21 protein-coding genes are annotated in these 25,127 nt (G+C 23.9%); 15 read left to right on the top strand and 6 right to left on the bottom strand.

All coding sequences use genetic code 11. From position 1 onward, the window contains the following. Positions 1–236 precede the first annotated feature (236 nt). The 6 genes from CHF27_RS00325 to CHF27_RS00300 all read left to right on the top strand — a co-directional run bounded on the left by CHF27_RS00325 (position 237) and on the right by CHF27_RS00300 (position 7,960). Positions 237–938, top strand: a complete 702-nt coding sequence (locus CHF27_RS00325; RefSeq protein ID WP_095404959.1) for a response regulator transcription factor — start codon at positions 237–239, stop codon at positions 936–938. Beyond that, the gene (locus tag CHF27_RS00320; protein WP_095404960.1) at positions 925–2,166 is read left to right on the top strand and encodes a sensor histidine kinase; all 1,242 of its coding nucleotides are present in this window, start codon (positions 925–927) and stop codon (positions 2,164–2,166) included. The genes CHF27_RS00325 and CHF27_RS00320 overlap by 14 nt, the downstream gene beginning before the upstream one ends. Positions 2,167–2,275: 109 nt before the next feature. Next, entirely contained in the window at positions 2,276–2,953 is a 678-nt protein-coding gene (locus CHF27_RS00315; protein WP_095404961.1) for an ABC transporter ATP-binding protein, read from the top strand. After that, a complete protein-coding gene (locus CHF27_RS00310) occupies positions 2,954–5,560 on the top strand; it encodes an ABC transporter permease (RefSeq protein ID WP_095404962.1) in 2,607 nt (868 codons plus the stop codon). It begins immediately after the preceding gene. Between the two features lie 351 nt (positions 5,561–5,911). Next, a complete protein-coding gene (locus CHF27_RS00305) occupies positions 5,912–7,147 on the top strand; it encodes a competence/damage-inducible protein A (RefSeq protein ID WP_095404963.1) in 1,236 nt (411 codons plus the stop codon). Between the two features lie 27 nt (positions 7,148–7,174). Next, a complete protein-coding gene (locus tag CHF27_RS00300; protein ID WP_095404964.1) occupies positions 7,175–7,960 on the top strand; it encodes a Cof-type HAD-IIB family hydrolase in 786 nt (261 codons plus the stop codon). Positions 7,961–7,969: 9 nt separating this feature from the next. On the opposite strand, the gene CHF27_RS00295 is transcribed toward CHF27_RS00300, so the two are convergent. After that, entirely contained in the window at positions 7,970–8,557 is a 588-nt protein-coding gene (locus tag CHF27_RS00295; protein ID WP_095404965.1) for a zinc dependent phospholipase C family protein, read from the bottom strand. A 186-nt stretch (positions 8,558–8,743) separates the two neighbouring features. Here CHF27_RS00295 and CHF27_RS00290 point away from each other — a divergent pair, with 186 nt between their 5' ends. Beyond that, positions 8,744–9,322 carry a DJ-1 family glyoxalase III gene (locus tag CHF27_RS00290; protein WP_095404966.1) on the top strand — a complete coding sequence of 193 codons (579 nt, stop codon included), beginning with the start codon at positions 8,744–8,746 and terminating at the stop codon, positions 9,320–9,322. Between the two features lie 125 nt (positions 9,323–9,447). Here the strand turns inward: CHF27_RS00290 and CHF27_RS00285 are convergent, their stop codons facing one another. Further along, positions 9,448–10,386 (bottom strand): TIGR01212 family radical SAM protein, encoded by a 939-nt coding sequence (locus tag CHF27_RS00285; RefSeq protein ID WP_095404967.1) that lies wholly within the window; start codon positions 10,384–10,386, stop codon positions 9,448–9,450. Positions 10,387–10,575: 189 nt separating this feature from the next. Between CHF27_RS00285 and CHF27_RS00280 the strand changes: the two genes are divergently transcribed. From CHF27_RS00280 to CHF27_RS00270, 3 genes are all read left to right on the top strand, one after another. Beyond that, complete coding sequence (locus CHF27_RS00280) at positions 10,576–12,039, top strand: VanW family protein (protein ID WP_095404968.1); 1,464 nt, start codon at positions 10,576–10,578, stop codon at positions 12,037–12,039. A 192-nt stretch (positions 12,040–12,231) separates the two neighbouring features. After that, entirely contained in the window at positions 12,232–12,660 is a 429-nt protein-coding gene (locus CHF27_RS00275; RefSeq protein ID WP_095404969.1) for a DMT family transporter, read from the top strand. Positions 12,661–12,714: 54 nt separating this feature from the next. Continuing rightward, positions 12,715–13,365, top strand: coding sequence for a Dph6-related ATP pyrophosphatase (locus CHF27_RS00270; protein ID WP_095404970.1), 651 nt, complete (start codon positions 12,715–12,717; stop codon positions 13,363–13,365). A gap of 70 nt (positions 13,366–13,435) precedes the next feature. On the opposite strand, the gene CHF27_RS00265 is transcribed toward CHF27_RS00270, so the two are convergent. After that, a complete protein-coding gene (locus CHF27_RS00265; protein WP_095404971.1) occupies positions 13,436–14,761 on the bottom strand; it encodes an MATE family efflux transporter in 1,326 nt (441 codons plus the stop codon). 88 nt (positions 14,762–14,849) lie between these two features. Here CHF27_RS00265 and CHF27_RS00260 point away from each other — a divergent pair, with 88 nt between their 5' ends. From CHF27_RS00260 to CHF27_RS00250, 3 genes are all read left to right on the top strand, one after another. Next, positions 14,850–15,659, top strand: a complete 810-nt coding sequence (locus tag CHF27_RS00260) for a MerR family transcriptional regulator (protein WP_095404972.1) — start codon at positions 14,850–14,852, stop codon at positions 15,657–15,659. Between the two features lie 43 nt (positions 15,660–15,702). Then, positions 15,703–16,488 carry a GNAT family N-acetyltransferase gene (locus CHF27_RS00255; protein ID WP_095404973.1) on the top strand — a complete coding sequence of 262 codons (786 nt, stop codon included), beginning with the start codon at positions 15,703–15,705 and terminating at the stop codon, positions 16,486–16,488. A gap of 162 nt (positions 16,489–16,650) precedes the next feature. After that, positions 16,651–17,664, top strand: coding sequence for a SpoIVB peptidase S55 domain-containing protein (locus tag CHF27_RS00250; RefSeq protein ID WP_095404974.1), 1,014 nt, complete (start codon positions 16,651–16,653; stop codon positions 17,662–17,664). Between the two features lie 12 nt (positions 17,665–17,676). Here CHF27_RS00250 and CHF27_RS00245 read toward each other — a convergent pair whose 3' ends face one another. Both CHF27_RS00245 and CHF27_RS00240 read right to left on the bottom strand, forming a co-directional pair. Then, positions 17,677–19,086, bottom strand: coding sequence for a hypothetical protein (locus CHF27_RS00245; RefSeq protein ID WP_095404975.1), 1,410 nt, complete (start codon positions 19,084–19,086; stop codon positions 17,677–17,679). A 103-nt stretch (positions 19,087–19,189) separates the two neighbouring features. Then, on the bottom strand, positions 19,190–20,182 hold the full coding sequence (locus CHF27_RS00240; RefSeq protein WP_158534708.1) for a zinc dependent phospholipase C family protein: 993 nt from the start codon (positions 20,180–20,182) through the stop codon (positions 19,190–19,192). A 124-nt stretch (positions 20,183–20,306) separates the two neighbouring features. Between CHF27_RS00240 and CHF27_RS00235 the strand changes: the two genes are divergently transcribed. After that, a complete protein-coding gene (locus CHF27_RS00235; protein WP_095404977.1) occupies positions 20,307–20,810 on the top strand; it encodes a hypothetical protein in 504 nt (167 codons plus the stop codon). A gap of 68 nt (positions 20,811–20,878) precedes the next feature. Here the strand turns inward: CHF27_RS00235 and pdaA are convergent, their stop codons facing one another. Then, complete coding sequence (gene pdaA, locus CHF27_RS00230) at positions 20,879–21,703, bottom strand: delta-lactam-biosynthetic de-N-acetylase (RefSeq protein ID WP_095404978.1); 825 nt, start codon at positions 21,701–21,703, stop codon at positions 20,879–20,881. Positions 21,704–21,918: 215 nt separating this feature from the next. On the opposite strand from pdaA, the gene CHF27_RS00225 reads away from it, so the two are divergent. Beyond that, positions 21,919–25,032: a helicase C-terminal domain-containing protein gene (locus CHF27_RS00225; RefSeq protein WP_095404979.1), complete on the top strand. Its 3,114-nt coding sequence runs from the start codon at positions 21,919–21,921 to the stop codon at positions 25,030–25,032. The last annotated feature ends 95 nt before the right edge of the window (positions 25,033–25,127 follow it).

Raw genomic sequence — 25,127 nt, 5'->3', positions numbered from 1 at the left:
CTTCGAATATGTTCTCTAAATACACTAAGATCTTTACTAATATCTAAAAGATTTTTTACCTTATCTATGATTAATTACTGCCTTTAATTTAATTTTATAATCAGTTTTTATATTTTTTGACATTAAAAATATACTCCTTTATAAAGGGAGCATATCAATGGACTCTCACTCTATTATTTTAATTTAGATATTGTATAATAATTATAAAGAAAATAAACGTAAAATAGGAGGGAACTATGATAAAAGTTCTTATGATAGAAGATGATAGTACAATAGCATTCGGTGTAAAGTATGCCTTAGAGCAAGAAGGCTTTAAGATTGATATATGCAAGGATTTAGAAAGTAGTAGAAAAAGCATTAATGAGAATACATACAACATTATTCTTTTAGATGTAATGTTGCCAGATGGAAGTGGATATGATTTTTGTAAAGAACTCAGGGAAATTCAAGATACTCCTATAATATTCTTAACTGCTTGTGATGAAGAAGTAAATGTAGTTATGGGATTAGATATTGGTGGAGACGATTATATGACCAAGCCTTTTAGAGTTAGAGAACTTATTTCTAGAATAAATGCTGTAATTAGAAGAAAAGGTAATGGTAAAGAAAATAAAAAGGTAGTTAAATTTGGAGATTTGAGTATACACACTTTAGAAGCAAGGGTTTATAAAGATGGCGAAGAAATTTTCTTAACTTCTGTTGAATACAAGTTATTACTAATATTTATGCAAAACAAGAATGTGGCTTTAAGTAGGACTACAATTTTAGAAAAAATATGGGATGTTACGTATGACTTTGTAAACGATAATACTCTTACTGTTTATATAAAAAGACTTAGAGAAAAAATAGAAGATGATTCAACTAATCCAAAATACATACTTACAGTAAGAGGATTTGGATATAAGTGGAATGGAAGTGAAAACCATGTTTCTGTCTAATGTTGAGATAAAAAGTTTTATAAGAAATTATATAGGTTTATTTATAATTACTATGATAATTTCTCTAGGAATTAGTTTTATAAGTGTAAATATAATAAAAGATAAAGTAGTAGAAATTAATCAAGCTATAGTAGGAACTATAGTTTCTAAAAATCCTAATTTAGAAAGTGAAATAATAGATATAATAACTCAAGCACAATCAAAGGAAAATATAAATTTAGGAAAAAAAGTATTAAATAAATATAACTATAATGAAAATATAAGTCTTAGAAATGAACCAATTATAATCAAAAGTATAAAAGAAATATTTAGTATAAATTCATTATTTATAACTTTTATATTTATTTTGATTATGATTTTAGTTATGTATTATTTTAATAGTATATATAGTGATATAAAAGATATGACTAATTATATATATAATATCTCAGAAGGTAAAAAATTTGAAATGAAAAATAAAAATCAAGAAGGTCAAATTGGACTTCTTAAAACTGAACTTTTAAAAATGACCAATATACTTAAAGAAAAAGTAGAATTATTAAACAATGAGAAAATTTTTTTAAATGATACTATTTCAGATATTTCGCATCAATTAAAAACTCCTATGACCTCACTTATAATACTTAATGATTTAATGTATGGAGATATATCAAAGGAGACTAAAATAGAATTCTTAGATAAAATAAAATCGCAATTAAATAGGATGGAATGGTTAATAAAAAGTATGCTAAAGCTTTCTAAAGTAGAAGCTAAAGTTATAGATTTTAAATCTGAAAAAGTAAATATTAAAGAATTAGTAATAAGATCACTTCAACCAAGTTTAATTCCAATAGAGCTTAAAAATATAGAACTTAGCATAAGTGGTGATGATATTATTACTTATAATGGAGATATGGATTGGTCTAGTGAAGCTTTAGTTAATATAATTAAAAATTGCATAGAGCATACTCCGAAAAATGGAAGTTTAAAAATTAATTATGAAGAAAATCCACTATATAGTGAAATAATTATAAAAGATAGTGGAGAAGGAATAGATAAGAAGGATTTACCTCATATATTTAAAAGATTCTATAAAGGAAAAAGTAGTTCAAAAGAAGACAGTGTAGGAATTGGACTCGCTATGGCAAAGTCTATAATAGAAAGCCAAAATGGCGAGGTATATGTTAAAAGTGAGAAAAATAAAGGTGCAGAGTTCCATATTATATTCTATAAAACTTATAGTGACTAATCTGCAATATTTAATTCACCTTAATGTAAGGATGAATCTGTAAACTATAAAATATAAGTTAAGAAAATAAAGTTAGCCTTTTATAAAAAAGGAATATACGGAGGATAATATGGAGATTTTAAAGGTTGAAAATTTAACAAAAAGTTATGGTAAAGGTGAGGTAAAGGTAGATGCCTTAAAAAATATAAATTTATCAATAAATAAAGGTGAATTTGTTGCAATAGTAGGACCGAGTGGTAGTGGTAAAAGCACTTTACTACACTTACTAGGTGGAGTTGATAAACCAACTAGCGGAAAAGTATTTATAAATGATGTAGATATATATACTTTAAAAGAAAAAGATTTATCTATATTTAGAAGAAGGAATGTAGGACTTATATATCAGTTTTACAATTTAATACCTGTACTTAGTGCAAAGGAAAATATATTATTACCAGCAGAACTTGATAATAGAAAAATAGAAAAAGAATATTTAGATGATTTATTAAAAACATTAGGATTAAAAGAAAGAGAGAATCATTTTCCAAATGAGTTAAGTGGAGGTCAACAACAAAGAACTTCCATAGGTAGAGCACTTATAAATAGACCAGCTATAGTTCTTGCAGATGAACCAACAGGAAACTTAGATAGTAAAAACTCAAAAGAGGTATTAAAGTTATTAAAGTTATCAGTGAAGAAATACAACCAAACCTTAATAATGATAACTCATGATAACAATATTGCTCTGCAAGCGGATAGAGTTATAACTATAGAAGATGGAATTATTAAAGTTAACGAGGTGATATAAATGAATTTATATACGTCTTTAACTTTAAGATATTTAAAAGAAAATAAGAAAAGAACAATAGTTACTATAATAGGAATAATATTATCTACATCATTAATTTGTGGAATAGGTAATATATTTGAAAGTTTTATGGACTATCAAATTAGAGAAACTATAGCTAGCAAGGGTGATTTCCATGCAACTTTTTATGATATAAAAAAAGATGACTTAGATATTATAACAAAGAGTGCTGGTATATCAAAAAGTTCTCTTAGTGATAATTTAGGGTATGCAAAGTTAAGTAATGAAAAAAGAAACTTAATTCAAGTTAAAGCTTATGATAATATTGGTTTTGAAGGATACCAAGTGAACTTAAAAGAAGGTAAACTTCCTACCAATAAAAATGAAATTATATTAAGTGAAAGAGCTATAATTTTAATTGATAAAAAAATAGGGGACACTATAAATCTTAACATTGGAAGTAGAGTAGGTAAAGAAGGACAAGATAGAAACAGTATAGCATTAGATGAAAATGAAACTATAGTAGATAAAAAAAGTAAAGATTTTAAGATAGTTGGTGTTATGAATAAGCCAATATACGAGATTGGAGATGATGTTGTAAGTTCAATCACATATTTAGATATAAAAAAACAACCTAAAGATGATGTAGTAAATGTAGCTATATCGGCTAAAAAGCCTAATGAAATTTATGAAATTGCATCAACTATATCTAAAAATTTAGGGTTGAAAGTAGAAAGTACTGAGGATGATAGCGATTCTATGATTTATAATAATGATATGGGTGTAGCTTATGAAAACTTATCATTTAATGAGCATTTACTAAGATTAGAAGATGCAAGTGCTTACGCTAATATAAATGAAACAATTAATTTAATACTACTTATTGTAACAACTTTAGTAGTTACATGTACAATAGCGACAGTATACAATGCTTTTAGTATTTCTATAAATGATCGTAAAAAACAATTTGGGATATTAAATTCCATAGGTGCAACAAAATCTCAGGTTATGAAGTTAGTATTTATAGAAGCAATTATAGTAAGTGTAGTAGGTATACCTTTAGGTCTATTAACTGGAACTTTTGCTATAGATTTAGTATTTAAATTAACAAAAACTCTATTTAGTAGTTCACTTGTTGCTGAAATGGGATTAAGGGTAGTTTACAATCCTTATGTAATTATAGGAAGTGTTGCAATAGTATTACTAACAATAATAGTATCAGCAATATTACCAGCACTTAATGCAGCAAAAACTTCACCTTTAGATGCTATAAAAAATAGTGATAATTTTAAATTAGGAAAAGTAAAAGATTCTAAATTAGTTAGGTTATTATTTAAAACTGAAGGAGTTCTTGCATATAAGAACTTGAGACGAAATAAAAAGAAATTTAGAATAACTTTATTCTCACTAATAATTAGTGTAGTAATATTTATATCATTTAGTGGATTTGTAGAGTTATTTGTAAAAGCAAATAAAGTTAATAGTGGGACAATGAATTATGATGTAGGGTTAGGTAAAAATGGTACTGTAGAAGAGACTAATATAATAGATGATTTAAATAAAATAAATGGAATAGAAAAACTTAGTGTTACTAATAATTATAGTGCTTATGCAAATGTTAGTGAAAGGAATATAAATAAGAAATATAAAGATTTAATAGATAGTAATTTTTCTAAAGCAAATAAAAATGGTGAAGAAGTATATGATTTTATAAATAACATATTTTACTTTACAGGAGATAGAGAGATAGATGACTTAAAGTTAAAAGATGGTAGTTTTGATAAAAAAATTGCTATAAAAGAAAATGGTATAATACTTAGAAATAAAAGTTACTATAAGGAGCCAGGTAAAAAAGGTGATATATCTTTAACTAATTATAAAGTAGGAGATACAATAAATGCTTATAAGATTTCTCACGACAAAGATAGTAATGAAGTAAGAGAATCAATTAAATTAAAAGTATTAGCTACTACTGAGGATTTACTTCCAGGAAATAATAATTCTACTTATATGGGAATAGATTTTATAACTTATGACGAGGTAGGATTAAAATTAGGATATGAGATTAATAGTGGGAATATTTATATAAATTCTGATAAAGAAGAAAATACTAGAAAAGATATAAAAGAAGTAGCAAAAAAGTATGGATATGATGTATATGACGAAGCAGAGGCTGCATTAAAAATAGAACAGTCTACTATGGTAATAAAGATATTTATATATGGTTTTGTAACAGTTATATCATTAGTGAGTATAACTAATATAGTAAATACTATAAGTACAAATATAAATTTAAGAAAGAGAGAACTTGCTGTAATTAAGTCAATAGGTGTAACGCAAAGTGGATTTAATAAGATGATATATCTTGAAAGTTTGCTGTATGGAGTTTTAGCTTTAGTTTATGGAGTTCCTATAGGACTTGCAATAGATGTACTTATAAATAAGGTGCTTGGCGATGTTATACAATTAGGTATAGTATTACCATGGAATGCAGTTTTAATATCTGTTGTAGGAATATTTATGATTACATTTATTTCATCATATATACCTATGAAGAAGATAAATAAAGAAAATATAATAGAAAATATTAGACAAGAGAGTGTATAGTCAAAAATAAGAAGAAGTAATGATTTAGGTTTTTATAAACATTAGGAGTTTAGTTATGGATAACTTATTAAAAGAAACACAAATCCATTAATACCTTTATAATTATTTACTCTTAGGAAAGAATTGTAAAAAGCTAATAGTAAAAATGATATTGTTAAGATAAAAAATATTTGATAACAATGAAATTTTAGGTGAAGATTTTCATAAAACATAAGGCTATAAAATGAGTTCTTAAGCTGGTGGTCATGGTGAGACACCGAGATTACGTACATTTTATTAATAAAAAATTAGAAATTTATTACATCAATTTAACCAAAATAGTTTAAAATTATATCTAAAGGGGTGAAAAGTATGAAAGCAGAAATAATAAGTGTAGGAACAGAAATTCTTTTAGGAGATATAGTAAATACAAATTCACAATTTTTAGCAAAAGAATTAGCGTCAATTGGAGTAGAGGTTTATTATCAACAAACAGTAGGAGATAATGAAGATAGATTAATAAAATGCTTTGAAGAAAGCTTAAAAAGAAGTGATATAGTAATAACTACAGGAGGATTAGGTCCCACAGATGATGATATGACTAAGGAAGTAGCAGCTAAGTATTTTAATCAAAAATTAGAACTTCATAATCCTTCTTGGGATAAAATAAATTTATATTTTAATAAAATTAATAAAGTACCAACTGAAAATAATAAAAAACAAGCATATTTTCCGAAAGATGCTATAATACTTGAAAATAATAATGGAACCGCTCCAGGAGCAATTTTAAAAAAAGATAACAAAACAATAATAATTTTACCGGGACCACCAAGAGAAATGGTTGCAATGTTTAATGAAAGTGTGAAGCCATATTTAATAAATTTAACAGAAGATGTAATTATATCAAAAACTATAAAAGTTTATGGAATAGGAGAATCACGTCTAGAAATAAAATTACAAGATATATTGAAAAAACAAAGTAATCCAACCGTTGCTTTATATGCAAAAGAAATGGCAGTTGATATAAGAGTAACAGCAAAAGCAGAAAATGAAGATAAAGCATTAAGTTTAATAAAACCTGTAATAGAGAATATTAAATCTATATTAAAAAATAGTATTTATGGGGAAGATGATGAGACATTAGAAGATAGTGTGGCTAAAATATTAGTAGATAAAAATTTAAAAATAGCAGTAGCAGAATCTTGTACAGGAGGAATGGTTTCATCACAACTTATAAATTATCCAGGTATATCTTCTATTTTTATGGAAGGGTGCGTTACTTATTCTAATGAAGCAAAAATGGAAAGATTAGGAGTTAAAAGAGAAACTTTAAATAAATTTGGAGCAGTAAGTGAAGAAACAGCTATTGAAATGGCACAAGGAGTATCTAAAACATTTAATACTAATATAGGTTTATCAACTACTGGTATTGCAGGTCCAGAAGGTGGAACAAAAGATAAACCTGTGGGACTTGTTTATATAGGAATTTATATAAATGGACAAACTATTGTTAAAAAGCTTAATCTTAATGGAAACAGACAATTAATAAGACAACGAGCAACAAAAGATATATTAAATGAATTAAGATTAAAATTAATAAATATGTAATCTGATTAGCATTTAGGAGGAAAAAATATGATAAAACATATATTTTGTGATTTAGATGGAACACTTTATCATGATGGTATAAGTGATGAGGATTCAAACGCAATTAAAGAAATAGAGAAAAAAGGTGTAAAGTTTCATATAGCTACAGGTAGAATATTTAAACAAGCTTATAATATGACTAAAGATAATATAAAATTAAATGGATATTATATATGTGAAAATGGATCTTTCATACATGATAAAGATCATCAGTTAATTTTTAAGGGAACAATAGATGATAATTTAGTAAAAAAAGTAATAAATAGATTTGAGTCAGATACTGCTCATTTATATTTTAAATATGATGGAGATGTAGTTCTTATAGGAGGAGAGCATATTTTTAAGCATTATACTAGTGACTTTATAGTTGATCCAAATTTTATAAAAAAAGATAATTTTGATAATTTAGTAGGAAATATAGGTATAGTATGTGATAACTTAGATGAATTAGGACGTATAGAACTTTATTTTAAAAGTGAATTTGGTGAATTGTTAGATATATATTTATCTGGGCCATATACATTAAATATAGTACCTAAAGGTGTATCAAAAAAAGCATCAATTGAATATGTAAGTGAAATTTTAGGAACTAAGATGGATGAAATTGCAACTATAGGAGATTCACCAAATGATATATGTATGTTAGAAGGGTTTAAATATAGTTTTGTTATGAATGATGCAAGGGATTCAGTAAAAAAAGTAGCAAATTATAAAGCTAAAAATGTAAAGGAAGCTTTAGATATTATAAATAAAATAAATGGTGTTGAAAATTAATTTCAACACCTAGCAGCAATTTTTTATACTATAATAATTTGCGGTATTATTTAAAATACAATCTAATATATAATTTACAATGCTATTACAAATATAAGTTGAAAATAATAAGTCATTTTTATAATCTAACTTTTTAGTATATTCTTCATAAAGATTATGGAAAAATTCTTCAATATTATTATTTTTTATAGAATCACCTTTTATAGAAGATAAGTCTGTATTTTTAGCTATTATAGCCAATTCTCGTTCATAAACAATGTGTTTATTCATACTATGAGAAAGCTCCCAACGTTGGCTATGAGGAACACAGAAAAAGTCACATAAAAAATGGCATACTACTCCTATTTCTTGGCTTAACTTACTTATTGAAAAGTATTTATTTAAATAATCTAAAGTAAGATTACTTAAGTGCTTTATTTTATTAATAATCATATTAAGTGATTCATCAAGGTAATGTTTTTTCAACACATATCGAGATGATATATCAGGTTTTAGATTTCCATAAATAAAGTTTTTCTTACTAATAAAAAAAGATTTATTTTCATCAATATTATCAATAACAGAATTAGCAATCATAAAATGAGTATTCATTAACATATTTACACCTCGTAAATTTTAATTGAAAATAATAAGTTATATTATTATAATCTCTCATAAATTTTAAAATATTTAAAATAAATTTAAATCAGTTTAATGATAACAATTTATTTTAAAATTTACAACTAATAAATTTTGTAAGTAAGCAAATATAAATATCAAATTAGTGTTAATTAGGAGGAATATATGAAAAAAGTATTAGTTATTTTAGCAGAAGGATTTGAAGAAATTGAAGCAATATCAGTTGTTGATATATTAAGAAGAGCGAGTGTAACTTGCCATATGTGTTCTATAGATAAAGAATATGTAGAGGGGACACATAAAATATTGATAAAATCAGACTGTAATATAAATGATATTGATTCTAGAGAATATGATGGAGTAGTTCTACCTGGGGGTTTGCCAGGGGCAGATAATTTAAAAGATGAGAGAGTTAAGAATATAGTTAAAGAATTTAATAAAGACAATAAGTTAATAGCAGCTATATGTGCAGCACCAGAAACATTAGAAGTATTTGGAGTATTAAAAAATAAAAAGTGTACATCATATCCTGGATTTGTACAAGACAGGATTAGTGTAGATTATAAAGAAAATGAAATTGTTGTTGTAGACGACAACATAATAACTAGTAGGGGTCCTGCAACAGCAATAGAATTTGGTCTTGAAATTTTAAAACAATTAGGATATGAAGAAGAATATAAAGAAATAAAAGAAAGTATGATGGTTAATTTTTACAATAAAAAAATTAACATACAACAGAAATAAAACATATAAATATATCTATATATTCTAGATATATTAAAATTAAAAAATAATCTATATAAAAACTAAAAATATTAATTTTTATATAGATTATATACAAAATTTAAATTTAATTTTAAAATAGTTTTCTATTTATTATATTTACATCCTTGATAAGAATTACGTTGTTTTAATGTATCATCTATTTGATTTAAAACTTCCCATTTTTTTAAACTCCATAAAGGTCCGACAAGTTCATCTCTTTTACCATCTCCTGTAAGTCTATGAACTATCATAGTTTCAGGTAAAATTTCAAGTTGGTCACATACTAAATTTACATACTCGTCTTGAGTCATTAAATTTAACATTTCTTTTTCAAGCATTTTTTCCATAGGAGTATCTTTTATAACATGTAATAAATGAATTTTAATACCGTCTACACCCATTTGACTTACGGCTTTTGCTGTATCCATCATCATATCATAATCTTCTCCAGGAAGTCCATTTATAATATGAACAACGACTTTAATATTTCTAGCTTTTAACTTTTCTAAACCATCTAAAAATGATTTATAATCATGACCTCTATTTATTAATTTAGAAGTAGAATCATGAATTGTTTGAAGCCCTAATTCAACCCATAAATTAGTTCTTTCATTTAGTTGTGCTAGATAGTCAACTACATCATCAGGAAGACAGTCTGGTCTTGTAGATATAGAAAGGCCTATAACATCATCCATTTCAAGTATTGTTTCGTATTTTTCTTTTAAAACTTCAAGAGGAGCATAAGTGTTAGTATAAGCTTGAAAGTAACCTATATATTTTGCATGAGCCCATTTTTTTAACATCATTTGTTTTATATCATGAAATTGTTTTATAAGATTATCTTTAGGATTTCCTGCGAAATCTCCAGAACCTTCCTTACTACAATAAGTACATCCGCCATGGGAAATTTTACCGTCTATATTTGGGCAAGTAAACCCAGCATTTATAGAAACTTTAAACACTTTTTCACCAAATGTATTTCTAAGATAGTAATTCCATGTATGATATCTTTTATTGTCAAAGGCATATTTAAAACCTGTCAATATAATCACCTTTTTCTAATAGTTATTGAATGTTAATTTTACATTAAAGATATATTACCATAAATGATTTATATATACAAATTGCAGAATGATGAGGAACATTATTACAATACTGTTACCTATTTTCTTGAATAAAGAAATTTTTACTTTAATAGTATTTAGTAATTAAGAAAATAGGGGGTGCAAAGATTGGATAATGAAAAAGATGAAGTTAGTAAAGAAAATGACATAAAAAAAACTAATGAAGAAATTAAAGATGATAAAATTAATGAACAAAATGTAGATAATGAGAAATGTGATACTAAAGAAAATAATAATGAAGAAGTTGATTTTAATAACGAACAAGATAAAAATAAGGAATTTGAAAAACATGAAGAAGCAAATATAGAGGATAAACAGGATGAAGAAGAAAATATTGTAGATGATGAAATAAAAAATAAAAATAGAAAAAAATTTTTTATATGTATTTTTATAGCATTAATAATTTTAATAATATCTATATTTGTAACTTCATCTAAATATGAAAATAAAGTATATCCAAATATATTTATATATGATGAAAGTATGGCTAAACTAAATGAAAGTCAACTAGATAAAGAGTTGCTAAATATAGAAAATAAAATTAGAAAAAGTAAGATTTATATAAAAACTACTGATACAGAATATGTAGTGGATATAAAAGATTTTATAAAAGATTATAAAAATAAGTATATAAAAGACAAAGTTTTTAAATATGGAAAAAAACAAAACAAGGTAAAACAATTTGCAGATATTATTATGGGAGGCAAAAAAATATTTAAATTCAATTGTGATTTAAATGAAGATGGCATTAAAGAAATTATACAAAAAATAGCAAAACAAACTAATAAAAAGTGTGAAGAACCAAAAGCTATAATAGAAAGAGATATTATAAAATACAATGAAGGAAAAGAAGGTTTAAAGTTAGATGAAAATTCTTTATATAAAAATTTAGTAGGAGCTATAAAAAATAAAAATATAACTACTAGTATTAAAATAGATGCTGACTATAAAAAAGATATTCCTAAAATAAACATGTTGGATTTAAAAAAGGTAGATTCAAAAATATCTAGTTATTCAACTAATTATGGAGGAGGTGGAGGAAGAGGAAAAAACATAGAGGTTTCTGTAAAAAAATTAGATGATACTATTGTTATGCCTGGAGAAGAATTTTCTTATGAAAAGGCTATTGGTCCTGTAACCATAGAAAATGGATATACATATGCACCTGTAATTATTAATAAAACTCTACAAAGTGGAGTAGGTGGGGGAGTATGTCAAGTTTCATCAACTGTATATAATGCACAGTTAAAAGCAGGTATTCTTCCAACTGAAAGAAGAAACCATACAATACCTTCAAATTACGTACCAAGAGGATTAGATGCGACTTTAGCTACAGGAAGTATAGATTATAAATTTAGGAATACATATAATTACCCAATAATTATAAATAGCTATACATCTAATGGAAATATATATATAGAGTTTTGGTCAAATAAAGAAGCTTTAAATGGAATTGAATATAAACCTGTTAGTTATGTTAGTGGAAGAGTGGCTAATACATATTTATATGGATATGATAAAAATGGGAAAAAAGTATATGAAAAACATATAGATACAAGTGTATATAAATAATATTTTAAGTCTAAAAATATAATTATGTATTTTTTAGATTTGTTTTGAAGTTTTAATTAAAATCAATTTTTAAATTTATTGAAAGGATTTAAGCGATGTGATACATTTGATTTATAAACTTGCTTATATAAGTACTTAATAAATAGGTTGTTTCATAAAATTTATTAAGTGTTATAAAAAGGAGGTTTGTACGTGTCAAATATAGGAGCTATAATATTTGCTATTTTAGCAGGAGGAGCTACTGCATTGGAAGCCTTTTTAAATGGAGAACTTGGTAAAAATACAGGCGCACTAATAGCAACATTTATAAGTTTAGTTGTAGGAGCTGTATTTTTTCTAATAAGTATTTTAATATCAGGAGATTTTAAGTCATTAATAGGTATTAACGATATAAATCCCAAATTGTTACTAGGGGGGATATTTGGAGGTCTTATAATATATTTTACAGTAAGGGCAATACCAAGTCTTGGCGTATCTAATACATTGACGCTTATAGTTATATCTCAGATATTAATAGGATTTTTTATTGATAGTATGTTATTAGGAACACAGACTATGCACTTATACAAATATATAGGTGCTATGTTATTAGTATTGGGAACTTTTTTTATACTCAATTAATAAAATTAGTACATATTTAAATTTTACAAAAGATAATATATATAGGAGGAAAACATGGAAAATAAGAAATTTGTAATGTCATTTAGTGGAGGAAAAGATAGTATACTTGCTTTATACAGAATGGTTAAAAGAGGATATAAACCAGTTGCTCTTTTAACTACCATAAAAGAAAATGAAGAGAAATCATGGACACATGGATTAAGTGAAAATTTACTTAAAAATGTTAGTGAAAGCTTAGATATACCATTATTATTGGTAGAATGTAGTGTTGGTGAATATGAAAAAAAATTTGAAGAAAAACTTCAAGAAGCTAAAAAAATGGGGGCATCTATATGTGCATATGGAGATATAGATATACAACAACATCTTCAATGGGGAAAGGATAGATGTGATGCTACTAATTTAAAGGCAGAGTTTCCTTTATGGCAAGAAAGCAGAGAAGATTTAGTTTATGAATTTATAGATAGTGGATTTATTACTATTATAAAAACAGTAAATTTAAAATACATGGGAGAACAATTTTTAGGTAAAAAGCTTACAAAATCAGTAATACAAGAAATAAAAGCCACAGGATCAGATGCTTGTGGTGAAAATGGTGAATATCATACTTTTGTTATCAATGGTCCATTATTTAAAAAAGAAATAAAATTCACAAATAATGGGGTTGTATTAGTAAATGGATATGGACATTTAGATATAATATGAAAATAAAAATAAAGAAGCTGTCTTAAATGTATAATTTTATATTAAGACAGCTTTATTATTTTTATATTATTTAAGTAAATTTTTTCTTTAACATAAATAAAGATATAAATAAACAAAGTATTTCAGATAAAATAGTACTCATCCAAATTCCTTGTCCATCAAATATTAAAATCATTATAAATAAACTTAAAATAATTATTATAAGTCCTCTTGATAAAGATATTAAAGTTGAAACAAATGGATTTTCTATTGAAGCAAAGAATCCTGAAATAACTACATTATATCCAACAAATAAGAAAGAAATTGAAAAAATTCTAAAAACAGTCATGGAAGTATTAAATAATGCTATTTCTTTTGGACTAATAAATAATGAAACTATTGGCTTAGTAAAAATCATACAAACTGAAAAAGTTACTATAGAGGCTATAGATATAGCTTTTAAACTCATTTTCAAAAGTTTTTTTACAGTATCTGAATCTTCTTTCCCATAATAAAAACTTGATAAAGGTTGCATACCTTGAGTTATACCTACCATAGTCATAAGAACTAATGTATTTACATAGCAGATAACACTATATGAAACAAGTGCATTTTCACCTATAAATTTTAAAAGACTTTGGTTAAAAAGCATAATTACAATACCACCACTTAATTCAGTAGTACAATCTGGAAAGCCAATTGATAAAATTCTTTTTATAGTATTAAAATTCCATTTAAACTTTGTAAATTTTAATGTTGAATTTTTTCTTAGAAAATGTGTCAAGAAAAATAACGTTGAAAAAATTTGAGAAAGTCCTGTGGCAATTGCTGCACCTTTTACACCATATCCCCATTTAATAACAAATAAATAATCTAAAACAATATTACTTATAGCAGAAATTACAACTCCAATAGTTGCTAAAAAAGGAAATCCGTCTGTTTTTATTATTACCTCAAATGAATAAGAAACAGTAAAAAATCCATTAAAAAGTATTATTATACTTAAATAATCTTTTACCATAGAAATTGTAGAATCAGTTGCTCCTAAAAACATAGCTATTTTATCAAGATTTAAAAATGAAATTATAGATATAAATATTGATAAAATAGCTATAGTAACTATATTTAGAGAAAATGTTTCGTTTGCATTTTTTAAATCATTTTTACCCAAATATATAGCTATTATAGTTGATGCGCCTGTTGAAAATAATATTGATATAGCAAATATAAAGTTAATAAAAGGCATAGATATATTAACTGAAGCTAGAGCTAATTCACCAGCACCACGACTAACAAATATACCATCAATCATTGTGTATAATGAAAATACCCACATTGCAATCACCGATGGAACTAAATATTTTAAAAACCTTTTGCTTAAACTTAAATCTTCATTGATACATATTTTAGTATCCATTAATATCACTCCTTTAGTACTAATAATAAACCATGGTATAATACTAAGGTCAAATGTTTTTTTAAAAATTAATTATTTGGAGGATATTATGAAAGATTATTATAAAATTGGAGAGATCTCTAAAATTTATGGAATAGGAAGGGATTCACTAATGTATTATGAAGAACTTGGGATATTAAAGCCTTTTAGAGATGTAAATGGATATAGGATGTATAGCATAAGTGATATATGGAAATTAAATTTAATTAAAGAATTAAGAAGCCTAGATTTTCCTATGAAAAAGATAAAAGCATATTTAGATGATAGAAGTATAGAGTCAACTAATAAGATGCTTAATGAAGAGATAAAATTAATTGATAGTAAAATAGAGGAATTAATTAAACATAAAGAAAATATAAATAAAAGACTAAACTCAATAAATGACGTAATAAATACAACTAAATTGAATAAGATAGAAGTAGTATATATAGATACGAGAAAAGCGCTTAAATTAAATGCGGATATAAAAAGAGATGAAGATGTAGACTTTCTAATTCAAAAGCTACAAAAAGAGTATGAAGATAGATTTAATATATTAGGAAATAATAATATAGGAGCTGTATTTCGCTTAGAGTCCATAAATGAAGATATATTTAACGAATTTAAATCAGTATTTTGCTTTTTGGATAAAAATGAAACAGTTTATAATATTACATTTGAAAAAGGGTATTACGTAACTTTAACATATAAAGGAAAATATAAAAATAATAAAACATATATTAATGAGATGTTTAATTTTATAAAAGCAAAAAATTATGAAATAAAGAATGATCCTATAGAAATATATAAAATTGATATACACGAGACTGGAATAATAAATGAATTTATTACAGAGATACAAATTCCTGTAAAAATTTAAAAAAATAATACTATAAATTTAAAAAGATAAGGGAGGTAAAATTTTGATTGTAGAAGTGAATGAAAATTTAGAAAATAAATTTTGGGAGTATATTTCTTATGAAGAAGGAATAAATTTATTCATATTAGGTGATGTTGAAAATTATGGATTTAATACTAAGTTTCAAAATGTATGGATACAATTAAATGAAGAAAAAGTAACTTCAGTAATATTAAGATATTATACCTCTTTGATAATTTATAGTTATAAAAACAATTTTAACATATTAGAATTAATAAATCACATAAATAGTTTAGAAATAGATAATATAAGTGGTAAGAAAGAAGTGATAGATAGATTATTATCAGTATATACTGAATTTAAAATAAAAAAAGAATCTGATTTTTGTAGTTTAAAAAAAATAAATAATTTAGATTTTTCAAATATAAAAGATTATAAAATTGAAAAAGCTAAACTAGAAGATTTAGAAAAAATATTTAAACTTTTAAATTCTTTAGAAGAATTTGTAATGAGTGATTATATAAAAGCTAAAACAATGCAATTAAAAACTGATAGTGGAAGAATATATATAATAAGACAAGATAAAGAAATTATAGCTACAGTTTCTACAGGAATAGAAACTAGTTTTTTAGCAATGATTTCTGATGTTTTTACACATAAAAAATATAGAAATAAAAAATTAGCTAGTTATATTGTATATACTTTAAGTAAAGAGTTATTATCTGAAGGGAAAACTCCATGTTTATTTTATAGCAATGAAATTGCAGGTAAAGTATATAAAAATATAGGATATAAAAAAGATAATATATGGAGTACTTTAATTAAATAAATTAAATTTAATGTATAAAAAAGGAATATATTATATAAGTAAAATTAATGCAAGATATGAAAATACTAAAGTCTAATTAAACACTTACCATTATAACAAATCTATATTTACATATAATAATAAGACAAAATAAAATTAAAAACAAAAGAAAGGAGACATTATATGGTAAAATCCAAAAGGATTAATATAAAAGTAGTTTCCTTAATTATTTTTTTATTATTAATATTATTTCCAAATAATATTTATTCAATGCATAAAAATGAAAAATTACCCTCTGAAGTTATAGTTGGAGGAGAACTTTTACACATTGATATGGATACAAATAAACTTATGTATTATAGTCAAGACGATAAACAAACTCAATTAAAAAATTATGATTTATTATGCGAAATACAAGGAGAATGTGTTAAAAAAGCTTTTAAAAATGATAGTATAAAGAATATAGATAAGAAAAAAATTATGTCTATTATTTTATCAATGAACGAAAATGAAAAAGTTAAACTTACTATATTAAGAAATAATGAATATAAAACTGTAGATTTAACTAAATCAGAATTGAAAAATTCATATTTTACAAATAAAATTCCTTTTTCAGCTACATTAACATATGTAAATCCAAATAATAAAACTTTTGGAGCAGTAGGACATGATATAAATATTGAAGGTAAAAATAATATATTATCAAATACTGGAGATATTTATTTTTGTGAATTTTTAGAAGTACAAAAATCAAATAATAATCAAATTGGTAATATGCATGGTCAAAAAATATGTTGTTTACAAGGTGAAATTAATAAAATAAATCAATTTGGAGCAAAAGGTAAATTAAAAGAAGATAAAATTTTAAAAAATAATGATATATATGAGGTAGGAAATGCAAAAGATGTTAAAATGGGTGTTGCAACATTATTAATACAATTACCTAATGAAGAAAATAAAAAATCTTATGAAATTGAAATAACAAAAATAAATAAGCAAACAAAACCTGACACTCAAGGATTTGAATTTGAAATTATTGACAAAGAATTAATAAAAAATTATGGAGGAATTGTACAAGGAATGAGTGGATGTCCAATAATTCAAAACGGTAAAATAATAGGAGCATTATCTCATGTTATATTAAATAATCCTACAAAAGGTGTAGGATTATATATACAATGGATGATGGAAGAATAACTTCCATCATTTTTACTTTATCCATATAGGAGCAGTAAGAGAAATTTTATTTTTATTTTCGATAACTTTTATATAATAAAATTTGTTTTTTTCAGGCTTTATATTAAAGTCAAGTTTAGCTAAATTAGAATTAAATTTAGTACTTTTTATAATTTGTCCATTATTACTTATTACTTGAATTTCTGTAATTTTATCATTTAAGTCATTATCTATTGCAGTTATAGAAAAACTTAATTTTGATGGGTTAGTTATAATAGAACCCAAAGGTAAATCATTTATTGTATAATCAATTTTAATATTTTTATCTTCAGTAGCATAAACTCTTCTGTTTTTTAAAGAATCAAATAATGAATCTTTATTTAAATCTGTAGATAAAATAACTGTTCTAAACTCATTTGCTATACCAAAGTTAGTTTTTTGATTATTTTGGTTACAAGTTGGAGCTATATGCCAGCCTTTATCTAAAGCTATTTGATACATATCATCATATCTATAATTTTTTTGTAATTCTACATTATCTCCAGAACCAACTTCTAATAAGCACATTATTTTATCTCCTAAAGAAGAATATTTAAAATTAGAAAACGTACCAAAATTAATACAAGGATTATTAAATTGACCTATTAAGTCATCATGTTCATTTATTAATTTATAAAAGTCATCTAATTTCATATCTGGCTGATTAGAACAAACTAGTCCGTTAGAATTAAAAATATTAATATGTCCAAAACTAGAATTTTGTTTATTATCATACGTAATTTCAAATCCGCTTAAAGGTATAAAACTTCCATTTACAGTGAATTTATCCCTAGATTTAATTAAAGCACTCCATTTGCTACTGGCAGATGCATTGTCTATATTACAATAAATACTATTGTCTAACTCGTTAGAATGCTCTGTAATAGCAAAAAAATCTAAATTTGACTTATATTTAGCTATATAATAGGCATCATCATATTTTATTGGATTAGGCAAGGTATCTATATGAGAATGAAGTAGACCTCTATAATGTTTATATATCGGAGTTCCAACTGTAAAGTACCATTCTAATACTTGTTTATTTTTATTTAAAGATAAGTCACAAACTTCTAATTTAGCTATTTGAGTTCCTCTTTTTAACCTTTTAGAAGGGGTATAAGATATACTATTTTTTGTTATTTTGCATTTATCTGTTATATCTTCATAATTTAAAAATAATTTAATGGATGATAAATCTATACCATTTAAATCTTTATAACTAGCTTTAATACAAGGTCTACCAATTATATATTCTTGACACTTCGATGGACAAATATCTTCAATAATAGGTGGATTTAAGTCATTATTATTATGTTTACTTTGATTATCTAATCCATTTGATATATTACAAAATATAAGAATAAAGATACTAATGATAAAAAATACTGATTTTTTAAAATTCATATAAATCATTCCTTAATCAATAAATTTTAATAATATAATTAAGTGCTTTATAATATTTTTAACTTAATTCTCTATAAAATTACTGTAAAAAACTGCAAAATATTTATTTTAATTTATAGTTATAACTTAATTTATAATGTTGATTTGTGAAAAATGAATTATTATTTATTTTTAATAAGATATCGTCCATAGTAGCTTTATTTTTAATATACAAATCAAATGATTTTATTAAATCTAAATAAAAATCAATACTTTCAGAATATAAATCAAGTAATGATTTGTTGGAAGTTGTTTTTGTAAAAGGATCTTCCCATAGAGAATTAGATGTATTTAGCAAATCATTTATACAGTATTTATAATTTAAATAAATCATGCTTTCTATTTGACTGTTTTCACAAATTATATTTTTAATAGATAAATATGGTTGAGCATATATTTTACTAGATGAATTTAATAAATTTTCAGTTCTTTTGAACATATTAATACATTTAGAAATATCCTTGGAGCTAACACATTTATTAAAAACATTTTTTAATAAGAACTTATACATATCACAAAGAATTAGGAGTTCGTTTTGATTTAATTTAAAGTTCGTATAATTTTTACATTGATAAGGTTTTAAGTTTTTGAATTTATATAAAAGAATAGTATCTATATGAGTTTCTATACTTTTATGAAGAGATAAAGGTTTTTTAAATTTATATTCTTCTTTTAGTTTAAGTTGAAGACTATATATATATGGATGTATGAATTTATCTAAAATGTAATGAGAAAAAAATCCACATAAATATGAAATAGTAACCTCTTCAAAATTGCTATTATTAAAAATTTGTTTTAGGCAATGTATATCGGTAGAATAATAAATCATATTTTTAAAAAATAAATTTATATTTTGCATGTGTATAAGATTACTAATAACAGAAAGATTCTTGGTAGAAAATAAAGGAATTTTATTATAGTAAGTAAAAAAATTAGGCCCTTGGCTACCAAATATATATACATCCATATTTTTTTCTATAATATTTTTAATTTCATTGTTATTTAATTTATCAAAACAATCTTGAGAAAAAAGATAATGTGTAATAGCTCGTGGCATATTGTTACCTCCATATAAAGATATAGTAATTATGATATGTATTTTTTTATTGTACATACATGAAAGCATATAGGTTGTTAATATAATTTATTAATATATAAAAATTCACCGTAGGAGGATTAATATGCTGGTAGAATCAATAGAGATAAAAATTAGTAAAAAAGATGCTATGAAACATATATTAAAAAAAACACCATTAGTTAGTAGAATCGAGCAGTTTAATAAAAAACCTAAAAATATACACATAGAATATATTGAGTTTAAAGTATTAAGTTATGAAATAATTAGCAAACATAAGGGTCAGAAACTATTTAGACATGAAGTAAAAAAACAAAATATAACTATGCTTGTAAATACATATAATGGTTACTCTGAATCTATAGATATTATTCCAGCTACAGTAAAAAGGTATATAGCTAAGAGTTGCATAAAAAAATCAAAAGTAGATGAAATGTATATAATTGAAGAAGTTAAAACTCAGATAATATACTTTTTAGGAAATAATTTAAAATATGAATCATTAGATAGATTAGGCATACAAAATATAAAACTTATACAAATTAAGAGTATATATAAACCTTATTGGGTATCAGATTTTAATGGTAAAAAAATATATATAGATGCTTGAATTGTTAAATAAAAAATAAAGGATACATAAAATTAATTTATATATCCTTTATTTTTTATTATATATATTTATTTTTTTTGCGTTAAGTAATCTAATGTTTTTAATTTATAGCCATCTTTTTCCCAATGCGTAAGTACTTCATCTAATATTTCAGCATTAGTTTTTGAATTTGGATGTAAAAGAACTATAGCACCAGGGTGTGTTCTAGAATATATTTTATCTTTTGCATATTCAGCAGTAGGTTGTTTATCATTATACCAATCTACATAAGCAAAGCTCCAAAATATAGAACTATATCCAAGGTCTTGAGTATATTTTAATGATTGTTCACTAAATTTTCCCATAGGCGGTCTAAAATATTTAGGCATATCTTTTTTAGTAACTTCTTTGTAAGTTTTTTCAACACTTTCAATTTCATATTTAAACTTTTCAAAATCAGTTATTTGAGCCATTGAAGGGTGATTTTTAGAATGATTACAAACTAAATGTCCTTCATTTTCCATGCGTTTTATTAGTTCAGGATTATTTCTTATGTAACTTTCAACTACAAAGAATTGAGCAGGTACATTGTGTTTTTTTAAAGTATCTAATATTTTTTTAGTATGACCATTTTCATATCCAGCATCAAAGGATAAATAAATTACTTTTTCTTTAGGATCACCTACATAATAAGCATTATATTTATTGAAGAAAGTTGCCTCTTGAATAGGATTAGGTTGCTTACCATCATTTCTAGGATTAAAGTACCAATTATATTCTTGTGTAGAATATTTGGAATTTAAAATTTGTGTTTTAGATTTATTTAATATAGTAGAATTAGTTGTAACTAATACACCAAATATTAATAAAAAAACACCTATCATAAGATAATTTCTAAAATTACTTTTATTCACAACATCACCTCTAAAATTGTATTAATTTAAAATGATCTTTTGACTTAAATATATTTTTCATAATTAGTCATAAAATTATTCATTAAGATAATTTGAAATTTTGGACAAACTTAGCTTGAGTAGTTTATAAATTTATGTTTTTGTAGTAGTATAGTAGAGTTATTATATATCAGTCTAAATTTTATTTATTTGGATATATTGAAAGGATAGATAAAATGAGTAAAATTATAAATACCATAGTTAAACATACAAATAAGATAATGAGTTTATTAGATAATATTATTTTTTTAGATATAAAAACTAGTGGCCATGACCCTTTTAAATCAGAAATATTAGAAATTGGAGCAATAAAAATTAAAGATGAAAAAGTAAGTATATTTAATACACTAATAAAAAATAAGAGAGAAATACCATTGGAAATATATTCTTTATATAGTGATCTATGTGAAAATGACTTTTTAAAAGCATTAGAATTAGATTATGTTAGTAAAGAGTTTAAAGAATTTATAGAAGACAAAGTAATTATTTGTCACGATGTAAATTTTCAAAAAAAATTCTTAGATGTGTATATTCCAAAAATAAATAATAAATTTATAGATTCGATGGAATTAGCAATGATTTTAGAACCTTATCATAAGGAGTACAGTTTAGATTATTTGAAAAATAAAATAATAAATAATCATTTAAATGAGAAAAATAGGGCTTTATCTGATTCTATGAATACATTGAATATAGTTAATTCATTATTAATTAGAAATTATAAAAGAGAAAAGAATCAGATTACATTAGAGCCACTAACTTTTAAGATAAATTCTTATTTAAATAAATTTGGATTTTCAAAATGGAATTGGACAAAATATTTAGATGAAGCTAATTATGAATTAAAATTGGATATTGATATTAGGGATGAAGATTGTAATTCTAGCAAAGATACAAATAATTTAAATAAAGAGAAAGATATATTAAAAAGAATTATATTAAAAGATAAATCATATGAAGAGTTACTAAAAGATGAAGATATTTGGACCAGCAAAGAAGGTTTTATATATGAATATAGACCTGGACAATATGAACTTACTAAAACAATAAGAGAGACTTTTATGGGCAAACAATGCAACATCGCATGTATAGAAGCACCTACGGGCATAGGAAAGAGTGTAGGATATTTATTACCAGCAGTATTAGAAGCTCGAATGTATAATAAGCGAATAATTATATCTACAGATACGAAAGAATTACAGATTCAGCTAATAAATAAAGATATACCGAATGTCTTAAATTCATTAGGATTAAATAATAAAGTTAGTTATGGTTATATAAAAGGAAAAAATAATTATATATGTGTGGAAAAATTAGAAGCTTATAAAAGTGATTATAGTCCACAAAACCCAAAATTAGAAGATATAATATCAATTATATATTTAGAAAGATTAGTTGATGATGGAAAATATGGAGATATAGAAGAAATTAATTATTATGTAACTAATTATTTTAAAAATTTAGATAATCATCTTAGAAAAGTAAGTTGTGATCCTAATTTATGTAGACCTAAAAAATGTTATAAAAATTGTTTATATAAAAAAAGGATAGAAGAGTTAAAAGAAGAAGATATAACGGTAATTAACCACTCATTATTAGCTAAGTGGCCTTATAAAGAGGAAAAACCGCTTGAAAATATAATAGTAGATGAAGCTCATAATTTAACTGAAAAAGGATATGAATTTTTTTCTAGTATAGTTGATTCTAAAGTATTAAAATATTTTTTACAAGAAATATATCCTTATGAAAATATAAGTAATAGTCCATTTTTATACAACCCAAAACTTAGAAAAATCAAAGTGATAGATAAATTTTATTCTCACATAAGATTAGATAAGTCTTTAAAAGATAAAATAAGTAAAAATATTAACTTTATTTTAGAAGAAATTAATTCAATTCTTTTTTTTGGTCAACAAAGTGATTATAAGGGTATAAGTAAATATAATTTAAAATGGGAATTAAATTTACAACAAAACGAGATTGCAGGTCAAATTTATAAAAATAAAGAGTATAGTAAAATATTATATGATAAATATACTGAAAAGATAAAACTAAGCTGTGAAAGTATGATAAGAAACTTAACTTCAATATTGATTATAATAGATAAGCATATTGATGATGATAGTGTTGATAAAGAATCAGATGTATATAAGTTTGGAAAGTCTAGATTTAAAGATATAGAAGATATAAAAAATACATTACAAATTTTTATGGAATATAGTTTTGATGATGATTTTGCTAGAATCGTAGAAATTGATAAGTTATTTACTTATTTTGAGTTTAGAGTAGTACCATTAAAATTAGCAGATTTGTTTGAAGAAAATATATTAAATCAAATAAATAGTGGAATATTTTTATCTGCGACATTAAGTGTTGGTAATAATATGAATTATTTTAAAAGAACTTTGGGTATTAATAAAGTAGAAAATATAGAAAAAATTATACAGCCTATTTATGATTATAAAAACAGAGTAGAAGTAATAAATATATCAGATATATGTAGTTATAAGAATAATGATTTCGCAAAAGAGATGAGTTATATAATATCTAAAATAGCTAATGTAACACAGGGGCATATACTATCACTTTTTACAAGTAAAGATAGACAAGAAAAAACATATGATATTTTGAAAGAGTATTTACATAATATAGATACTCAAATATATATGAATAAAAAAGGTATTAAATTTTTAAAAGATATGGATAAAAAGTGTGTAGTACTTGGATCAAAGGGATGCTTTGAAGGTGTGGATATTCCAGGAGATGGATTAGTTTGCGTTACATTAGATAAGATACCAAATTTAAATCCAAAAGACCCATTATATTTTGCTATAATGAAGAAATATAATATGGATTATTACCAAATAAATTATCCACAAATGGCTATAAAAATAAAACAAGCAATGGGAAGAATTTTAAGAAGTAAGTATGACTATGGTTGTTTTATAGTGTTTAATACTAGTAAAAATATTAATACATTAAAACGATTAGAAAAAGATTTACATGGATGCAAAATGTTAAGTATTAAAAAAGAAAATTTATGTGATTACATAAAAAATCATTTAAATAGATGCAGAGAAAAGGTTATAAAGTCAGCAATAATAGATATAGCTAAACCATTAAAAAATTATGATTATATAGATGTTAATAAACTTGAAGAATATTTTAATATAGAGATAAAGAATAGGTCTATAAAAAGTAAAGTTAGTTATATTGGAGGAAAAGAAAAAAAGTTAAAAATAAAGTATTTTGATCTTAATTATTTAATACAAAAAGATAAACTTATCTAAATTTTTTAGGTTAAACTTAAAAAAAATAAATAAAAAAAAGCTTTCTTAAAATCAACTTATAGATCATTTTTGAATAACGTAAGGGCATTTTAGAA

It is taken from the genome of Romboutsia maritimum, from assembly GCF_002251085.2.
Taxonomy (GTDB): Bacteria; Bacillota; Clostridia; order Peptostreptococcales; family Peptostreptococcaceae; genus Romboutsia_B; species Romboutsia_B maritimum.
The sequence above is the reverse complement of the archived record's forward strand: the minus strand, read 5'-3'. Positions and strand labels throughout refer to the sequence as shown.